The 18369-nt window shown below is 65.8% G+C and carries 17 protein-coding genes; 12 read left to right on the forward strand and 5 right to left on the reverse strand.

The genetic code is table 11. From position 1 onward, the window contains the following. Nucleotides 1-15 precede the first annotated feature (15 nt). The gene (locus tag ACE3TJ_RS03185) at nt 16-390 is read right to left on the reverse strand and encodes a UrcA family protein (RefSeq protein WP_374593767.1); all 375 of its coding nucleotides are present in this window, start codon (nt 388-390) and stop codon (nt 16-18) included. 291 nt (nt 391-681) lie between these two features. Between ACE3TJ_RS03185 and ACE3TJ_RS03190 the strand changes: the two genes are divergently transcribed. The 3 genes from ACE3TJ_RS03190 (at nt 682) to uvrA (ending at nt 5696) form a co-directional block, all read left to right on the forward strand. Further along, nucleotides 682-1719, forward strand: coding sequence for a cupin-like domain-containing protein (locus ACE3TJ_RS03190; protein ID WP_374593769.1), 1038 nt, complete (start codon nt 682-684; stop codon nt 1717-1719). Nucleotides 1720-1808: 89 nt separating this feature from the next. Beyond that, on the forward strand, nt 1809-2606 hold the full coding sequence (locus tag ACE3TJ_RS03195; protein ID WP_374593771.1) for a class I SAM-dependent methyltransferase: 798 nt from the start codon (nt 1809-1811) through the stop codon (nt 2604-2606). 150 nt (nt 2607-2756) lie between these two features. Beyond that, entirely contained in the window at nt 2757-5696 is a 2940-nt protein-coding gene (uvrA, locus tag ACE3TJ_RS03200) for an excinuclease ABC subunit UvrA (RefSeq protein WP_374593773.1), read from the forward strand. A 3-nt stretch (nt 5697-5699) separates the two neighbouring features. Here the strand turns inward: uvrA and ACE3TJ_RS03205 are convergent, their stop codons facing one another. Further along, nucleotides 5700-6122: an Rrf2 family transcriptional regulator gene (locus ACE3TJ_RS03205; protein ID WP_374593775.1), complete on the reverse strand. Its 423-nt coding sequence runs from the start codon at nt 6120-6122 to the stop codon at nt 5700-5702. Nucleotides 6123-6226: 104 nt separating this feature from the next. Here ACE3TJ_RS03205 and ACE3TJ_RS03210 point away from each other — a divergent pair, with 104 nt between their 5' ends. Together ACE3TJ_RS03210 and ACE3TJ_RS03215 are read left to right on the forward strand one after the other, a co-directional pair. Further along, entirely contained in the window at nt 6227-6610 is a 384-nt protein-coding gene (locus ACE3TJ_RS03210) for a group III truncated hemoglobin (protein WP_374593777.1), read from the forward strand. A 1-nt stretch (nt 6611) separates the two neighbouring features. Then, nucleotides 6612-6905, forward strand: a complete 294-nt coding sequence (locus tag ACE3TJ_RS03215) for a DUF1971 domain-containing protein (protein ID WP_374593779.1) — start codon at nt 6612-6614, stop codon at nt 6903-6905. An 86-nt stretch (nt 6906-6991) separates the two neighbouring features. Here the strand turns inward: ACE3TJ_RS03215 and ACE3TJ_RS03220 are convergent, their stop codons facing one another. Then, entirely contained in the window at nt 6992-7774 is a 783-nt protein-coding gene (locus ACE3TJ_RS03220) for a hypothetical protein (protein WP_374593781.1), read from the reverse strand. A gap of 214 nt (nt 7775-7988) precedes the next feature. Here ACE3TJ_RS03220 and ACE3TJ_RS03225 point away from each other — a divergent pair, with 214 nt between their 5' ends. Continuing rightward, entirely contained in the window at nt 7989-8462 is a 474-nt protein-coding gene (locus ACE3TJ_RS03225) for a DUF2721 domain-containing protein (RefSeq protein ID WP_374593783.1), read from the forward strand. 675 nt (nt 8463-9137) lie between these two features. Here the strand turns inward: ACE3TJ_RS03225 and ACE3TJ_RS03230 are convergent. After that, entirely contained in the window at nt 9138-9743 is a 606-nt protein-coding gene (locus ACE3TJ_RS03230) for a fasciclin domain-containing protein (RefSeq protein WP_374593785.1), read from the reverse strand. Nucleotides 9744-10163: 420 nt separating this feature from the next. On the opposite strand from ACE3TJ_RS03230, the gene ACE3TJ_RS03235 reads away from it, so the two are divergent. Genes ACE3TJ_RS03235 through ACE3TJ_RS03250 form a run of 4 tightly spaced genes read left to right on the forward strand, consistent with a single transcriptional unit; the run spans nt 10164 to nt 14103 of the window. Then, the gene (locus tag ACE3TJ_RS03235) at nt 10164-11288 is read left to right on the forward strand and encodes an 8-amino-7-oxononanoate synthase (RefSeq protein ID WP_374593787.1); all 1125 of its coding nucleotides are present in this window, start codon (nt 10164-10166) and stop codon (nt 11286-11288) included. Then, a complete protein-coding gene (gene bioD / locus ACE3TJ_RS03240) occupies nt 11285-11902 on the forward strand; it encodes a dethiobiotin synthase (protein ID WP_374593789.1) in 618 nt (205 codons plus the stop codon). Before ACE3TJ_RS03235 ends, bioD begins: the two co-directional genes overlap by 4 nt. Then, nucleotides 11899-13143 carry an adenosylmethionine--8-amino-7-oxononanoate transaminase gene (locus ACE3TJ_RS03245; RefSeq protein WP_374593791.1) on the forward strand — a complete coding sequence of 415 codons (1245 nt, stop codon included), beginning with the start codon at nt 11899-11901 and terminating at the stop codon, nt 13141-13143. The genes bioD and ACE3TJ_RS03245 overlap by 4 nt, the downstream gene beginning before the upstream one ends. Nucleotides 13144-13200: 57 nt before the next feature. Further along, on the forward strand, nt 13201-14103 hold the full coding sequence (locus ACE3TJ_RS03250; RefSeq protein ID WP_374593793.1) for a neutral zinc metallopeptidase: 903 nt from the start codon (nt 13201-13203) through the stop codon (nt 14101-14103). 1 nt (nt 14104) lies between these two features. On the opposite strand, the gene ACE3TJ_RS03255 is transcribed toward ACE3TJ_RS03250, so the two are convergent. Further along, complete coding sequence (locus ACE3TJ_RS03255; protein WP_374593795.1) at nt 14105-14446, reverse strand: ribose-phosphate pyrophosphokinase; 342 nt, start codon at nt 14444-14446, stop codon at nt 14105-14107. 74 nt (nt 14447-14520) lie between these two features. Here ACE3TJ_RS03255 and ACE3TJ_RS03260 point away from each other — a divergent pair, with 74 nt between their 5' ends. Both ACE3TJ_RS03260 and ACE3TJ_RS03265 read left to right on the forward strand, forming a co-directional pair. Beyond that, a complete protein-coding gene (locus ACE3TJ_RS03260) occupies nt 14521-14742 on the forward strand; it encodes a hypothetical protein (protein ID WP_374593797.1) in 222 nt (73 codons plus the stop codon). Nucleotides 14743-14751: 9 nt separating this feature from the next. Next, nucleotides 14752-18330 (forward strand): hydantoinase B/oxoprolinase family protein, encoded by a 3579-nt coding sequence (locus ACE3TJ_RS03265; protein WP_374593799.1) that lies wholly within the window; start codon nt 14752-14754, stop codon nt 18328-18330. Nucleotides 18331-18369: the final 39 nt, after the last annotated feature.

The following is an 18369-nucleotide window of genomic DNA, read 5'->3' on the forward strand; positions in this document are numbered from 1 at the left end:
TGGGATTGCCGCCTTTTACGGCATCGCGATCGTGATCGCCGCACCGGCGTTCGCAGCGACCTGCGTACCGGCGTTGTTGATCGCGGCAGTGATCTGCGGCGCGGCGCTCGCGATCGCGGCGTTACGGCATTCCATCGAAAGCGCGTCGCGGCGCGGGTCCTGGCGTCCGCCCTCGAAGCACATCGCATTGGCGGCGCGGCGCACGCGGCCGTGCAGCGTCTTCACGCCGGCATCGCTGGCAAGGTTGAGATCGCCGTATTTCACATGCGCGACCGGGCGCACCGTGTTCGCTTCGACGATGGTTTCATCCATGGCATAGGCTGCGGGAACGAAAGCGGCGGTCGTCATTGCGGCGGCGAACGCAATCGCGCTGATCTTCACGAGGGTCATCGAGGGCGGTCCTTCCTGTTTCGCCTGTGGGAGGCGGAGAATTTCTGGCTGCGAACCGGGAACGTCCGGACTTGCTGGGACTGTGGGGTCCGTCGCTCCCGATCCGCATCCTGTAGATACCGTGCTTCGTTTGTCGCCGCCGCACCGCTTCGATTGCCCGCGAAGCCCGCTCGACGAACGATCATTGCCGTCGACGAACGGCTGACAGCGCCTGACGAAAACGACTATGTGTCAAATCGGTGAAACATCGACCGCCCATAGACGGCGCACGAACACGATGATCGGGCAGGCATGAGCAAGATGAGGAAGGCAGGCGGCGGCGGCGCGGCCTCCGCGGTGAACGACGATCTCCGCCGCGAGATCGCCGAAGCGCTGCTCGGTGGCGATGATCCCGCGCGCCTCGCGCAGCGGATCGCGAGCCGAGGCATCGGCCATGCGCTCGCCGTGTCGGAAATCGAGCGCGCCCGGAAGAGTCCTTATCTCGCCGCCGGAGAGCGATTGCGCCAGCGCCTCCAGAAGCGCGACTGGTTCCTCGCCAACTATGCGAAGCTCGCAGCACCCGCCTCGGGCGAGGTGCCGCGCGTCCACGCGCCGTCCGCCGATACGTTCTTTGCCGAACATTATGCCGCGCATCGCCCGGTCGTCCTCACCGGCCTCGTCGATCACTGGCCCGCGATGAAGCGCTGGTCGCTCGATGATTTCGAAGCCCGTCTCGGCAATGCCGAAGTCCGCGTGCAATGGGGCCGCGAAGCCGACAAGGACTACGAGCGCAATTCGGATGCGCACGGCGCGGTGCATACCTTCCGCGAAATCATCGCCCGCCTGCGCGCCAGCGAGACGGCGCCGACGAACGATTTCTACGTCACCGCCAACAACCACACGCACAATCGCGAAGCCCTCGCCCCGCTCTATGCGGACACCGGCCCCATCCCCGGCTATCTCGCCGAGCCCGGCGGCCCCGGCGGTTTCCTCTGGATCGGCCCCAAGGGCACGATCACCCCGTGGCACCACGATCTCACCAACAATCTGCTGCTCCAGATCGCGGGCCGCAAACGCGTCCGCCTCGTCTCCAGCCATCACAGCGCGCTGATGCGCAACAGCCGCCACTGCTTCAGCGACTGGGGTAGCGAACCCCTCGAACCCGGCCCCGGCGACGGCACCCGCCCACCCGTGATGATCGCCGACCTCGCCCCCGGCGAAGCCCTGTTCCTCCCCGTCGGCTGGTGGCACCATGTCGAAGGGCTCGACGTCACCATCGGCATGAGCTTCACGAATTTCGCGAGGGATAACGATTTCTGGTCGCACTACGCGAGTTATGGGGCGGTGTAGGGTAAGCGTTTGCGCATCTCGCTGAAAACTCTCGCAAACCTTTGATGACGAACGTTGCAGTGAAGTGCGTTCCGTTTCAGACTGGCCACATGGAAGCGCTTTCGAAAGTGCAGGATGTCGGCGATCAAGCTCGGGCTGATTTGGCGGATTTGATTGATCTGCAAATGTCTCCATTGGGCTTGGCTGCCATGGAGGCTCTGGCTCCGGCGTCAGGTCAAACGGTTCTGGATATAGGCTGTGGCGCAGGAGAAACGATTTTACAGTTGGCAGAGCGGGTGGGGACCGAAGGCCGCGTTGTCGGTGTCGATATAGCCCCTCGTGTCTTGGAGGTTGCTCGGACTAGAACGACCCATCTGACGCAGGTAACATTGTTGCAGGAAGATGCCGCCACCCTGCGTTTGCCTTCCCGGAGCATCGATAGCGCCTTCTCTCGATTTGGGACAATGTTCTTCGCTGAACCGACCGAGGCATTTGCCAACATACACAGAATGCTTAAACTCAACGGCAGGATCGGCTTCATCTGCTGGCGATCAATGCAGGAAAATGAACTGGACGTGCTTCCCGTCGAGGCAGCAGGTTTGCCAGTAAGGATCGATAAAACGCCATTCAGCTTTGAAGACGCCGATACCATTGATCACGTTCTTCGAACGGTGGGCTTCACCCGTATCGACATCAAGGCACACGATGCCCTCATATCCAGCGGTAACACCGACGCTATGTTGAAGGTAATCACACGCGTTGGTGCCTTGGGGAAAGTCCTGAGAGAAATGCCCGAACTCATGCCGGAAGCCGAACCGCGTGTACGGGCTGCGTTGTCAGCACGCGAAAAGGACGGCAAGGTTAGCCTCGGAGCCGCAACATGGATTGTCTCCGCAACTGCCACATAAACGCAAAATGCCTAAGTGCTCTGCCGCCATTCAGTCCCGCCGTTTCCCATTCTTGCCAAGCGCGCCTGCTGTCCCCATCTCCTGTCTTCCCCCGGCGCCGTTTTGCGGCTAGTGTCCGACCGGAACAAACAGGAAACGACAGCCCTCCTTATGCTGACCCACATTTCGATCCGCGGCGCGCGTGAGCACAACCTCAAGAACATCAGCCTCGATATTCCGCGCGAAACGCTGACGGTGGTCACGGGCCTATCGGGCTCCGGCAAGTCGTCCCTCGCCTTCGACACGATCTACGCGGAGGGCCAGCGCCGCTACGTCGAGTCGCTCTCCGCCTACGCGCGGCAATTCCTCGAGCTGATGCAGAAGCCCGACATCGATCATATCGACGGTCTCTCCCCCGCCATCTCCATCGAGCAGAAGACCACCTCGAGGAACCCGCGCTCCACGGTCGCCACCGTCACCGAGATCTACGACTACATGCGGCTCCTGTGGGCGCGCGTCGGCATCCCCTATTCGCCCGCCACCGGCGAACCGATCGCCGCGCAGCAGGTCAGCCAGATGGTCGACCGCGTGATAGCGATGCCCGAAGGCACCCGCCTGATGCTCCTCGCCCCCGTCGTGCGCGGACGCAAGGGTGAGTACCGCAAGGAAATCGCCGAGTGGCGGCGCACCGGCTTCCAGCGCGTGAAGATCGACGGCACCGTCTACCCCATCGAAGAGGCCCCCGCACTCGACAAGAAATACAAGCACGACATCGACGTGGTCGTGGACCGCCTCGTCGTGAAGGCCGGCCTTGAAACCCGCCTCGCCGACAGTTTCGAAACCGCGCTCGGCCTCGCCGAAGGTCTGGCGGTGGTGGAGCTTGTCGATGGCAAGAAGAAGGGCGATGGCGAGCGCATCCTGTTCTCGCAGAAGTTCGCCTGCCCTGTTTCGGGCTTCACGATCCCGGAGATCGAGCCGCGCCTGTTCTCGTTCAACTCGCCGCACGGCGCCTGCCCCGCCTGCGACGGACTCGGCGAGCGGCTCTACTTCGATCCCGAACTCGTCGTCCCGAACCAGAACCTCAGCATCGAGCAGGGCGCGGTGGTGCCGTGGGCGAAGTCCAACCCGCCCTCGCCTTATTATATGCAGGTGCTCCGTTCCGTCGCGCGCGTCTACGATTTCTCGCTGCGCACGCCGTGGAACGAACTGCCCGAGGAAATCCAGGACGTGGTCCTGAACGGCACCGGCGGCGTGCCGATCACGCTCCGCTTCGAGGACGGCCGCAAGACCTACGAGGTGAAGAAGCCCTTCGAGGGCGTCGTCAACAATCTCGACCGCCGCTGGCGCGAGACGGACAGCCAGTGGATGCGCGACGAGCTTTCGCGCTTCCAGTCCGCCGCACCCTGCGAAACCTGCAACGGCGCCCGCCTGAAGCCCGAAGCGCTCGCCGTGAAGATCGCCGGCGAGACGATCGCAGACGCCGTCCGACGCCCGGTCGGTGATGCCTTCCGCTGGGCGAAGGGCCTCCCCGCCCACCTCAACGACCAACAGAAGCAGATCGCCGAACGCATCCTGAAAGAGATCGTCGAGCGCCTCGGCTTCCTCGACAACGTCGGCCTCGAATATCTGAATCTCGACCGCAAGTCGGGCACGCTCTCCGGCGGCGAGTCGCAGCGCATCCGGCTTGCGAGCCAGATCGGCAGCGGCCTTTCCGGCGTGCTTTACGTGCTCGACGAGCCCTCGATCGGCCTCCACCAGCGCGACAACGACCGCCTGCTCGAAACGCTGAAGCGCCTGCGCGATCTCGGCAACACCGTGCTCGTCGTCGAGCATGACGAAGACGCGATCCGCACCGCCGACCACGTCATCGACATGGGTCCAGGCGCGGGCGCCCACGGCGGACAGGTCGTCGCCGAAGGCACGCTCGCGGACATCCTCGCCAATCCGAACAGCCTCACCGGCGACTATCTCTCCGGCCGCCGCGCGGTGCCGGTGCCGGAGGTGCGCCGCAAGGGCAACGGCAAGAAACTCACCGTGAAGGGCGCGCGCGCGAACAACCTCAAGAACATCAACGTCTCGATCCCGCTCGGCACCTTCACCTGCATCACCGGCGTCTCGGGTTCGGGCAAGTCGACCTTCACGATCGACACGCTCTACGCCGCCGCCGCGCGGGCGCTGAACGGCGCGCGCCTCGTCTCCGCGCAGGTCGATGATGTGAAGGGCCTCGAACATCTCGACAAGGTCATCGACATCGACCAGTCGCCGATCGGCCGCACCCCGCGTTCGAACCCCGCGACATATACAGGCGCCTTCACCAACATCCGCGACTGGTTCGCGGAACTCCCGGAGTCAAAAGCACGCGGCTACAAGCCCGGCCGTTTCAGCTTCAACGTGAAGGGCGGCCGCTGCGAGGCGTGCAAGGGCGACGGAATGCTCAAGATCGAGATGCACTTCCTGCCCGATGTCTACGTCACGTGCGACGTCTGCAAGGGCAAGCGCTACAACCGCGAAACGCTGGAGGTGAAGTTCAAGGGCAAGTCGATCGCCGACGTGCTCGACATGACGGTGGAGGACGCCGCCGAATTCTTCAAGGCCGTGCCGTCCATCCGCGACAAGATGAGCATGCTCGTCGAAGTCGGCCTCGGCTACATCCATGTCGGCCAGCAGGCGACGACGCTTTCGGGCGGCGAGGCGCAGCGCGTGAAGCTCGCGAAGGAACTCTCGCGCCGCTCGACAGGCAAGACGCTCTACATCCTCGACGAGCCCACGACCGGCCTCCATTTCGAAGACGTGCGCAAGCTCCTCGAAGTGCTCCACGCGCTCGTCGAGCAGGGCAACAGCATCGTCGTCATCGAGCATAACCTGGAGGTCATCAAGACCGCCGACTGGATCATCGACCTTGGCCCCGAAGGCGGCAATGCGGGCGGCAGCGTGGTCGCCGAAGGCACCCCTGAAACCGTGTCGAAGGTCGCAGCCAGCTACACCGCCCGCTACCTGAAACCCCTGCTCGAAAAGAAGCCCCTCGCCGCCCCGATGCAGATGCCGAAACCCAAGGCGAAGCGGAAATCGAAGGCGGCCGAACTGGCGCTGGAGGGCGAAGCGGCGGAGTAGCGGTCAGGCCGCCGCGCCAAGCAGCGCGCCGAGCGCGGCGCGCCTCCGCGTGATGTCGGCCAGCGAATAGCCGTCCAACACGCCCATGAACGCGCCGAGCGCCTCGCCGAGTGCGCCCGAAAGGCCGCACGCCGGCGCGACGACGCAGCCTCCGCAGTCGGCAAGCGCCTCCTCACCCTCCGTATGGCGCACGAGATCGCCGATACCGATCTCCGCCGCGGGCCGCGCCAGCCGTATACCGCCAAAGCGTCCGCGCTCGCTCGCGACATAGCCGGCGTTCGCGAGGTCATTGACGATCTTCATCAGGTGATTGCGCGAAATGGCGTAGGCATCGGCAATTTCGCCGATCGAGCAAAGCCGGTCCGGATGCACGGCAAGATGCATCAGAGCCCGCACCGCATAGTCCGTGTAACGTGTCAGCCGCACGCTGCGGTCTCCTGCCATTTCGTCGCACGCACATTATATGTATTTTAAATACATCTTTCAAAGCCCATGATTGCCGGTGTGCAGAAACGAGTCGGAGCCTCCGAATGGACATCGACGACGACAAACTGAAGATGCTGGTCGACGTGTTCTATGCGCGCGTGCGCACGGATCCGGAGCTTGGCCCCATCTTCAACGATGCCATCGGAGACTGGCCGGAACATCTTGAAAAGCTGACGGCCTTCTGGTCGTCGGTGATGCTGACGAGCGGGCGCTACAAGGGCAATCCGATGATGGCGCATCTGAAGCATGTTCGCCGCATCACCCCCGCGCTGTTCGATCGCTGGCTTGCGCTCTGGGCACGAACGACGAGCGATGTCATGTCGCCCGCCGCCGCAGCAGCGCTACAGGAAAAGGCCCAGCGCATCAGCGAAAGCCTTCAGTACGCGATGTTCCAGCGGCCCGGCGCGGCCGCGCGTCAGGTCGCCTGAGATGCCCGCCCCCTACCGCTCGACGCCAGTGTTCGACGAGCGCACCCTGCCCGATGCACTCCGCAGGCGTCACAATACGAAGGCGGGCGTCTGGGGCGTCGTCCGGGTGCTCGAAGGCCGCCTGAAGCTCACCTGGCTCGATCCACCGTCAGACATGGTGCTGGAACAGGGCAGCTCCGGCCTGTTGCTGCCCCAGCAGGACCATTTCGTCGAACCGCTCGGGCCGATGAAGATGCGCGTCGATTTCTACGATACGCCGCCGATCGCGCGTGACGGCGCGCGGCAGGGCGCCTGAATCTCACCGATTTCGATCCGTCGTCGAACCGGCGCCATAAGGACGAGGCGGCGGAGCAAGTACTCCGCCGCTCGCCGCATCTTTCGTCAGGGTTGCGGCTTCGTCGTCACGCCCTGTGCTTCGGCAGCGGGAACCACGACCGTTGTCGTCGTCGACTGAACCGCCGCTTCCGTTGCCGCAGGGACGACATCGCTGCTCGCGGTCGCCGCGGCAGCTGGCGTCGCGACCAGCAGCGGCAACACCGAAGGCCGGCGGACGTTCAGCACAAGATCGTCCTTCGTGTGCACCGCGAGTTCGCGTCCGCGCGGAACAATGCCCGACTTCCCCGTGATAAAGGCCGCAAACACACCCGCGGCGACCACGCCAGCGACGGTCCCCACCGTGTTGCCTTCGCCTTCCTGGCGGAAGGTGCCGACCAGCGGCAAGCGCTGTCCCTGCACCTCCACATAGCGGAGCGCAATATCCATCTTGCCGGATTTGCCGAACGCCCCTTTGCCCGTCCGCCACGTGATTTCACCGGCGGCGCGCGCGCCCTTCGGGATGGCCACCTGATCGCCCACCTTCGCGTCGTGTACGACGGTCATGTAGAATGTATCGCCCTGCACGTTCCGCTTGGTGTTCAGCTCTTCGTTCATGCTGAGCAGAATCTCCGTATTCGCCGGCAGCACCATGCGTGTCAGCGCGGGCTGCTCCGGTTCCGCAGCAGACACTTCCACGGAAACCGCAGGTGCTAGCGCCGCGGGGGCAGCCGCAAGAGCGGCAGGCGCGGCGGCCGGAGCCTGCGCGAACGCGCCGCTGGCAAGCAACGAGGCCAGGCTCAAAGCCGCAATACAGCGATGGGCGCGATGCGCCCGGTTAGATGACTTCATGATTTCCCCCGTTCCGGCAGAATTTGCCGTTCCTGAGCAATACCAGCAAGTCCAATCAAAGAACAACTATCAGATTCAACTTCATCGTTTCTTGTTCGTACCATTTCGATCCTGGCCGAACTTTCGTGCCGTGCAGTCATGGTGACACGCCGCGTTTCCACTCGATCGACTGGCCGGATTGACTGACAGCCCACGCCCGGCAAGGGTGCGGGCCATGGACCCCTCACCCTTCACAGGCGTGCAGATCGCCGACATCGGCCACGCCGTTCAGCTCGCGATCGCGCCCGTGTTTCTTATCGCGGGCATCGGCGCACTGCTCAACGTGATGGCGAACCGGCTGGGCCGCGTCGTCGACCGCGCCCGCGCGCTCGAAAGGGACATCAACGGCTACGACGAGACGATGCGCAGCCGGGCGATGGCCGAGCTCGTCGTGCTCGATCGCCGCATGGTGCTGGTGCACTGGGCGATCTATGCGTGCGTCGCGAGCGCGCTCGCGATCTGCCTCGTCATCGGCGTGCTGTTCGTGGGCGATCTTGCCGACGCGGCGGTGGGCACGATCGTCGCCGTCCTCTTTATCGCGGCCATGGCGCTCATCGTCACCGGCCTCATCATCTTCCTCGTCGAAACCGGCATCGCCACCCGCTCCGTCCGCGTCCGCCAGGAAGTGCTCAAACACAAAGCGGAATGACACCAAGACACGCGCGAAACGGGGCGCAGAGCCGTTCAGGCCGTGGCGAAAATGGTGGATTTCGAGAACCGGCGCGCAGCGTACATCAGTACGTGAGCACCGGAAGCGCAGAAAGCTGCCGTTTGCAGCCCGGCATGGACGGCTCTCCGCCCCGTTTCAAAGCAAACGGGGGCTGACCTTTCGGCCAGCCCCCACTCGCTCCGTTGGTCCTGCGCCATTCAGCCATGCGGCTGACGTTCAGGCTTCGGGGCTTGCGTCTCCGTCGGTCCCGGGGGATCGGCCGGTTTCGCATTTCGATGCCGTTCGCCGGGGTCCATCCACGTCGCCTGTGCTTCGCACTGGCGGGCTTTCGGGCCGGGGTTTCCGGTATCGAGGACCATCGGTATTTCCTGTGGGCTTCGCTCTCGCGCCGCATACAGGGAATGGAACCGAGACCCTGGTGGTTTTCCGGGAGTTTCCGTCCGTTTCCGGGCTTCCGCCGCCTTCCGACCACGCATTGAAGGTCTCACGAATCGGTGAGTCGCCAAAGCGAAAAATGACCTCGCGGGCCTGTGGATAACGGGGATATCGGGGATAAAGAGGGCAGATTCGCCCAAAATGGAAACGCCCCACGCCGCATAGGGGCGCAGGGCGTTCCTGTAAAGCCTTGAACGGACTGTGATCGTTGCGCCTTACTTAACCCTGCGCCGGAACCACAATGCCGTTGACGACGTGAACGACACCGTTCGAGGCCTGAACATCGGGCTTCGTGATGTAGGTCGCATTGCCCTGGCTGTCGGTGAGCTTGACGATGCCGGCGTCCAGCGTCGCGGTCAGCGTGCTGCCTTGCACGGTTTTCACCTCGGCCTTGCCGCCGCCCGCTTCGATCGCGGCCACCACATCGGCCTGCGTCAGCTTGCCGGGAACCACGAAATAATTGACGAGCCCGGAAAGCTGCGCCTTTGCGTTCGGCTGCATCAGCTGCTGCACGGTGCCCGCACCAAGGCGCGCGAACGCATCATTGTTGGGGGCAAAAACCGTGAACGGCCCCGGCTGCGAAAGATCGTCGACCAGCTCGGCAGCCTTCACGGCCTGCGCGAGCGTGCTGAGTTCGGGCGTCGCGAGCACGTTGCCGACGACCGACGTCGGATCGACGGCAACAGCCGTTTCAACCTGGGCTTCGGCGGGCGCCGCAGCCGCTGCCGGTGCGGCTTCGGATGCCGGCTCAGCGACCTGCGCCGCGACGGGCGTAGCCAATAACGCGGAAATGGCGACTGCCTTCAGAAACGTGGAATTCTTCATCCTTCTCCCTCTCCAGTGATCGGGCGCACGACACCCTCGATCTAGCAACCGCAGCATAGCGCGAAGGTTCCGGAGGAAACGGCGGCGGAAAACGGCCTGCCCCGGGCATGGCTCGCTTCGCCCCGAACGGTTGCACTGCAGCGAAAAAGGAGAAAGGCCGCCCCGGATCGCTCCGGCACGGCCTTTCAACATGGGTCAGCGGCCGGCAGTCCGGCCCGGGAACCCGTCTAATCCTCAGGCAAAAGCCTCAGGCGCGATACCCCCGAACGAGCTGAACCGACCCCATCGCTGAACCATGAGACATCGGTCACCTCCTTTCGCGCTTGTTGAACTCGATTCGAAAGATGGGGACAAAAACGCGATCCTGCAAGCATCAAAAAGGCGTGTCCCTCCGGCCCGTCTTGGTCTAGGCAGCGCGCCATGTCGGTTTTCGAGGCCCTTGCCAGCGATCTCCAGCGGCTCGACGCCGCTTCACGCCGCAGGCGGCTGATGCCGCGCACGGGCACGGATTTCTCATCGAACGATTACCTCGCGCTCGCGGGCGATCCCGCGCTCGCCCACGCAGTGGCGGAAGCGGTCGCGCGCGGTGTTCCCGCCGGCTCGGGCGGTTCGCGGCTGCTGCGCGGCAATCATCCGGAGCACGAGACGCTCGAAGCCGAAGCCGCGCGCTTCTTCGGCGCCGAAAGCGCGCTGTGGTTCGCGACCGGCTACACGGCGAACTCGGCGATCGTCTCGACGCTGCCGCAGCGCGGCGATCTCGTCGTCTATGATGAACTCATCCACGCCAGCGTCCACGAAGGCTTGCGGTTCACGCGCGCCGAAGCCGTCGCCGTGCCCCACAACGACGTCGATGCCTTCGCCGATGCGATTGCCGCGTGGCGCGGCCGCGGTAGCGCGGGCCGCGCCTGGATCGCGGTCGAAAGCCTCTACAGCATGGATGGAGACCGCGCGCCGCTCGCCGATCTCGCCGCGCTTGCCGATGCGAACGACGCCGTTCTCATCATAGACGAAGCGCACGCAACCGGCGTGTTCGGCGAAGGTGGCCGCGGGCTCGCGGCGGCGCTTGAAGGCCGCGACAACGTCATCACGCTGCACACCTGCGGCAAGGCACTCGGCTGCGAAGGCGCGCTCGTCTGCGCGCCCGCCGTCGTCAACGACTTCCTCGTCAATCGCGGGCGCGGGTTCATCTTCTCGACCGCCCCTTCGCCGCTGATGGCGGCCGCTGTACGCGCGGCGCTGCGCATCATCGAAACCGCCGACGATCGCCGTGCAAAGCTCGCCGCGCTCATCGCCCATGCCGAGCGTACGCTGGGCCCACATGGCGCGCTCATCTCGGGCTCGCAGGTGATGCCGCTCATCCTCGGCGACGACGCCCGCACCATGCGCGCGGCGGGCGCCGTTCAGGCCGCCGGGTTCGACGTGCGCGGCATCCGTCCGCCCACGGTGCCCGCGGGCACCTCGCGCCTGCGCATCTCGCTGACACTGAACGCCACCGAAGACGACGTATCGGCCCTCGCCACCGTCTTCGAAGAGGTGCTTGCATGAGCCGCATCGTCGTCACCGGCACCGATACCGGCGTCGGCAAGACGGTGTTCGCCGCCGCGCTCACCGGAGCGCTCCGCGCGCATTACTGGAAGCCCGTGCAGGCGGGCCTTGAAGACGGCAGTGATGCGGAAAGCGTCGCCGCACTCTCGGGTCTTCCCGCGGATCACATCCTTCCCGAATCCTACCGTCTCACGACGCCCTGCTCGCCGCACCGCGCCGCCGAGCTTGACGGCATAGAGATCGATCCCGCCCGCCTCGCCCTTCCGGTGCATGATCCGCTCGTCGTCGAAGGCGCCGGCGGCGCGCTCGTCCCGGTAACACGCCAGATCCTCTACGCCGACGTTTTCGCCCGCTGGGGCCTCCCGGTCGTCATCGTCGCGCGCACCGAACTCGGCACGATCAACCACAGCCTGCTCACCGTGGAGGCGCTGCGCGCGCGCGGCGTTCCCATCCTCGGCATCGCCTTTTCCGGCAACGCCAACGAAGACAGCGAAGCCACGATCTGCGAGATCGGCAAGGTCAGGCGTCTCGGTCGCCTCCCCCGCGTCCCCCTCACCGCACCGTCTCTGTCGTCCGCCTTCGCGTCCGCATTCCGGCTGGAGGATTTCCGATGACCTCACCCGTCTGGCATCCCTTCACCCAGCACGGCCTCGGCGAGCCGATCCCCCGCATCGTCCGCGCCGAAGGCTCGGCGCTTTACACGGACGACGGCCGCCGCATCATCGACGCCATCTCCTCGTGGTGGGTCACGACGCACGGCCACTGCCACCCGCGCATCATGGCCGCCATCGCCGATCAGGCGACGAAGCTCGACCAGATGATCTTCGCAGGCTGGACGCACGAGCCTGCCGAAACGCTCGCCGCCGCGCTCGTCGAAATGCTGCCCGCCCCGCTCGCGCACGTCTTCTTTTCGGATAGCGGCTCCACCGCCGTCGAGGTCGCCCTCAAGATGGCGCTCGGCTACTGGCGCGATCGCGGCGCGCGCCACCGCATTCTCGTGATGGAGCACAGCTATCACGGCGACACCATCGGCACGATGTCGGTCGGCGAACGCGGCGTCTACAACGCCGCTTACGATCAGCTGCTGTTCGACGTCGGCACCGTCCCCTTCCCCGCCGCGGGCCGCGAGCAGGAAACACTCGACACGCTCGAACGCCTCTGCCGCACCGAAAGCCCTGCCGCTTTCATCGTCGAGCCGCTCGTCCTCGGCGCGGGCGGCATGATGATGTACGGCGCGGACACGCTCCGCGAGATGCACGCCATCTGCCGCCGCCACGGCGTCCTCTTCATCGCCGACGAGGTAATGACCGGCTGGGGCCGCACCGGCACGCTGCTCGCCTGCGAGCAGGCCGGGATCGTCCCCGACATCCTCTGCCTCGCCAAAGGCCTCACCGGCGGCGCCGTCCCGCTCGCCGTCACGCTCGCAACACCGCCGATCTTCGAAGCACACCTCTCGAAGGACCGCGCCAAGCTCTTCTACCATTCGTCCAGCTTCACTGCGAACCCGCTCTCCTGCGCCGCCGCCGTCGCCAACATCGCGATCTGGCGCGAAGAGCCGGTGCTTGAACGCATCGCCGATCTCACCCAGCGCCAGGAGCAGAAGCTTGGGAAGCTTGCGACGCACCCCCGCATCCGAAACGCCCGCCAGATCGGCACGATCACGGCGGTCGAGGTCGAGGATACGACCGGCAACTATCTCTCCGCGCTCGGGCCCCGTTTGCTCGCGGCGTTCCGCGAGCGCGACATGCTGCTCCGCCCCCTCGGCAACACGGTCTACCTGATGCCGCCCTATTGCACGGACGACACGGACCTTTCCCGTATCTACGACGTGATCGAAGAGGCCATCGCGGAATAGTTTACGCCCACGCGGCAAGCCGGTACCTTCAGCGTCCAACAACCGGGGAGACCATCCATGCGCTGGCGCGGCCGCAGAATGAGCGACAACGTCGAGGACCAGACCGGCAGCGGTGGCGGCATGGGCTTCCCGATGGGTGGCGGCAGGCTCCCCATCGGCGGCAAGGGCGGCATGGGCTGCGGCGGCCTTGTTATCGTCATCGTGCTGGCGCTCGTCTTCGGCGTCGATCCGATGCAACTCCTCGGCGGCCTTTCCCAGCAGGGCGGCGTTCCCACGCAGCAGCAGGCGCCGTCCGCTACCCCCGGCGAAGGCCAGGGCTGCGAACGCAGCGACCTCCACCGCTTCTCCTGCACCGTCCTCGCCGACACCGAAGACACGTGGAACAAGATCTTCAAGCAATCCGGGCAGGACTATCCGGAGCCGACGCTCGTCTTCTACGCGGGCCAGGGCCAGTCCGGCTGTGGCACTGCACAATCCGCGACCGGCCCTTTCTATTGCCCCGCGGACCAGAAGATCTACATCGACACCAGCTTCTTCGATCAGCTCGAAAAGCAGCTCGGCGCGGGCGGCGATTTCGCGCAGGCCTATGTGATCGCGCACGAAGTCGGCCACCACGTCCAGACGATCACCGGCCTCTCGAACGAGCTCCGCCAGCAACAGGCCCGAGTCAGCAAGGCGCAAGGGAACGCGCTTCAGGTGAAGATGGAGCTACAGGCGGATTGCTACGCCGGCCTCTGGGCACGCACCGTGCAACAGCAGCTCGAACCCGGCGACATCGAGGAAGCCCTCACCGCCGCGAACGCCATCGGCGACGACCGCCTGCAACGCCAGTCGCAGGGCTATGTCGTGCCGGACAGCTTCACGCACGGCACGTCGGCGCAGCGCATGGCCTGGTTCAAGCGGGGCTACGAGACGGGCGACCCGAACCAGTGCGACACATTCGCGGCGCGGGAGCTTTAGGCTACCGCTTCGCCCAATAGTCGAACACGCGCTTCTGCAGTTTCGTGACGTGCCGCCGCGCGTCCGGGCCTTCCCACACGCCCTTGTACCCCTTCGCGCCGCCCGCCACCCACCAGCCCTGCCCCGGCAGCCCGTCGGACTGGCGGACGACGAGCACCGCCATTTCCGGCTCGCCGCGCCCGCGCGCATGGGCGTCCACGTCGCCGAGGATCGTGCACAGAGCCCGCATCTTCGGCCGCGAGAAGCTGTAGCCGAACGCCCCCAGCGCCCCGGCATAGGTCACGCTCTCCCGTGCGCGGGCGTGGGCAAGCAAAAGCTCGCGAAGGTCCATCGGGTCGATCATTGCGGGACGCATCTTGCCAAGACGCGAAGCCAACCTAAATTGGTGTCATAGTCGAACGACACACTGGAACCCGAATGCTGAACCTCATCTCCGTCCTCATCGGCCTTGTCGCGCTCGTTGTCGGCATCATCGGCCTGTTCCCGCTCATCGGCCTCGTCAACTGGTTGGCGCTGCCCATCGCGGCGCTCGGCGCCGGCATCGGTACGTTGTCGGACAGCAACGCGGGCCGCAATCTCAACATCTTCGTGCTGATCCTTGCATCGGTTCGGCTTTGGCTTGGCGGCGGCATCCTGTAACCAGCCTGCATGGAGCAGCAGGGCTGGCAATTCTGGATCGATCGCGGCGGCACGTTCACCGATATCGTCGCGCTCGCGCCTGACGGCACACTGAAAACCGCCAAGCTGCTTTCCGAAAACCCGGAGCAGTACGCGGACGCCGCCATCGCGGGCATCACCCGCCTGCTCGGCCATGCGCCGGACGCGCGCGTCGCGTCGGTGAAGATGGGCACCACCGTCGCCACCAACGCGCTCCTCGAACGCAAGGGTGAGCCGACTCTCCTCGCGATCACGCGCGGCTTCGCGGATGCGCTCACCATCGGCTATCAGGCCCGCCCGAAGCTGTTCACCCGCGCCATCACGAAGCCGTCGCCGCTCTATGCCGAGGTGCTGGAGATCGACGAGCGCGTGGGTGCGGACGGCGAAGTCGTCCACACGCTCGACGGGGCGCAAGTAGCTGCAGGTTTCGCCGCAGCCCGCGCGCGCGGCATCAACGCCGTCGCCATCGCGCTGATGCATGGCTACCGCTACCCCGACCATGAACGCCGCCTGAGAAATCTTGCCGAAGCCGCTGGTTTCACCCAGATTTCCGTCAGTCACGAGATCGCCCCGCTCATCAAGCTCGTCGGTCGCGGCGACACCACGGTGGCCGACGCTTACCTCTCCCCCGCACTCCGCCGCTACGTGCGACAGGTGACGGAAAAGCTCGATCCCGCAACACGCCTGATGTTCATGCAATCGAGCGGCGGCCTCGCGGGCGAAGGCGCTTTCACCGGCGCGAACGCCATCCTCTCCGGTCCGGCGGGCGGCATTGTCGGCATGGCGAAGACGGCAGCGGCGGCAGGCATAAACCGCATTGTCGGCTTCGACATGGGCGGCACCTCCACGGACGTTTCGCTCTACACGGGAAGCTTCGAACGGACGCACGAGACGGTCGTGGCGGGCACGCGCATCCGCGCGCCGATGCTCGCGATCCACACGGTTGCTGCCGGCGGCGGATCGATCTGCCGCTTCGATGGCACACGCCTGCGCGTCGGCCCGGAATCAGCGGGCGCCAACCCCGGCCCGATGAGCTATCGGCGCGGCGGGCCGCTCTCCATCACCGATTGCAACATCTATCTCGGTCGCATCCAGCCCGCGCACTTCCCGGCGATCTTCGGCCCCGGCGGCGACCAGCCGCTCGACCGCGACGCCGTCGTCCGCCACGTGGACGCCCTCGCCGCCGAGGTTTCCGCCGCCACCGGCCGCCCCATCACCGGCGCGGCGCTCGCGGAAGGCTTCATCGCCATCGCGGTCGACGACATGGCGAAGGCCGTGCGCCAGATCTCGATCCAGCGCGGCCACAACGTCACCACCTGCACGCTTTCCAGCTTCGGCGGCGCGGGCGGGCAGCACGCCTGCAAGGTCGCGGACGCGCTCGGCATCGCAGAGGTCTATGTGCATCCGCTCGCCGGGCTGCTCTCGGCACTCGGCATGGGCCTCGCCGATCTCACCGCCCTGCGCGAACGCACGCTCGGCGCGCCGCTGGATAGCGGCATCGCCTCCGCCGAAGCCCTCGCCGACACGCTCGAAGCCGATGCCCGCGCCGCGCTCGCCGCACAGGCGGACGACCTCGCGGGCGTGTCCGTCTCCCGCCGTGCAGAGCTTCGCTATGCCGGGGCCGATAGCGGCCTCACCCTCCCCCTCGCCGCGCCTGACGCCATGCGCGCGGCTTTCGAAACGGAGCACCGCGCCCGCTTCGGCTATGTTATGCCCGGCGGCGCGCTGGTGATCGAGGCGGTGAGCGTGGAAGCGGTCGGCCACTGGCCTGCCCCGCCCATTCGCGTGGAAAGCACGGCGCAGGACGCCTCCACCTGCACGATGATCGTGGACGGCGCGCCCACCGAAGCTGCTGTCCTCGCACGCGGCACGCTCGTGCCCGGCGAGGCGATAAACGGCCCCGCCGTCATCCTTGAAGACGGCGCAACCACCGTGATCGATGCGGGCTGGCGCGGCGAAGTTTCACCCGGCGGCGACCTCATCCTCCACCGTGTCGTTCCCCTGCCCGCACAGCGCGCGCTCGGCACCGATGCCGATCCGGTGATGGTGGAGATATTCAACAACCGTTTCATGGCCATCGCCGAGGAAATGGGCATCGCGCTTCAGACCACGGCGCATTCGGTGAACATCAAGGAGCGGCTCGATTTCTCCTGCGCGCTCTTCGATCTCGAAGGCGGCCTCATCGCCAACGCGCCGCACATGCCCGTCCACCTCGGATCGATGGGCGACAGCGTGCGCGCCGTCATCCGCGCGCACGGCGGGCGAATGCGCCCCGGAGATGCCTTCGCGCTCAACAACCCGATGAACGGCGGCACGCACCTGCCGGACGTCACCGTCGTCGCCCCCGTGTTCGCCCGCGCCGATGGCGGCGACATCCTGTTCTACACGGCAGCGCGCGGCCATCAGGCCGACATCGGCGGCCTTACCCCCGGCTCGATGCCGCCGGACTCGAAGACGCTCGACGAGGAAGGCGTCCTCTTCGACAGCCAGTTGCTCGTCTCGGTCGGTGCATTTTGCGAAACCGAGACGCAAAAAACACTCGCGTCCGGCCCCTATCCGGCGCGAAATCCTGCCCAGAACATTGCCGATCTGAAAGCGCAGGTCGCCGCCTGCACGCGCGGCGGAGACGCACTCCGCGCCATGATCGCCGAATTCAGTCTCGATACGGTCGAAGCCTACACGCGTCACGTGCAGGACAATGCCGAGGCCGCCGTACGGCAGGCGATCGGCGCGCTGTCGGACGGACACTTCCGCTACGAAATGGATAATGGCGCAGCGGTAGAGGTGCGCGTCACCGTCAATCCCGAAAGCCGTTCCGCCACGGTCGATTTCACCGGCACCAGCGGCCAGCTTCCCGACAATTTCAACGCGCCTTTGTCGGTCTGCCGCGCCGCCGTGCTCTACGTGTTCCGCACGCTGGTGGACGACGAGATCCCGATGAACGAAGGCTGCCTGCGCCCCATCACGCTCATCGTCCCCGAAGCCACGATGCTCAATCCCGCGGCGGGCGCCGCCGTGGTCGCGGGCAACGTGGAAACCAGTCAGGTGATCTGTGATGCGCTTTACGGCGCGCTCGGCGTCATGGCCGCCGCGCAGGGCACGATGAACAACCTCACCTTCGGCAACGCCCGCCACCAGTATTACGAAACGATCGCGGGCGGCGCGGGCGCAGGCCCAAACTTCGACGGTGCCGATGCCGTGCAGACCCATATGACCAACAGCCGCCTCACCGACCCCGAAGTGCTCGAGCTTCGTTTCCCGATCCGCGTCGAAAATTTCGCAGTCCGCACCGGCTCCGGCGGCACAGGCCGTCACAAGGGTGGCGACGGCGTCATCCGCCGTCTAAAATTCCTCGAACCGATGACCGTCAGCCTTCTCGCCAACCGCCGCCGCGTCGCGCCCTTCGGCCTGTCGGGCGGCGGGGACGCGAAACCCGGCGCAGGCCGGGTCATCCGCACGAATGGAGCGATCGAGCCGCTCGCCGCCACGGCACGCGCGGAGGTTCAGGCCGGCGATGCCGTCGAAATCGAAACCCCCGGCGGCGGCGGCTTCGGCCCTCTTCCCAAATAGGAAATCCTGTGAAGAGAGTGCCGATTGCTCTTTGAAGCG

It is taken from the genome of Sphingosinicella sp. (assembly GCF_041916975.1).
Taxonomy (GTDB): domain Bacteria; phylum Pseudomonadota; class Alphaproteobacteria; order Sphingomonadales; family Sphingomonadaceae; genus Sphingosinicella.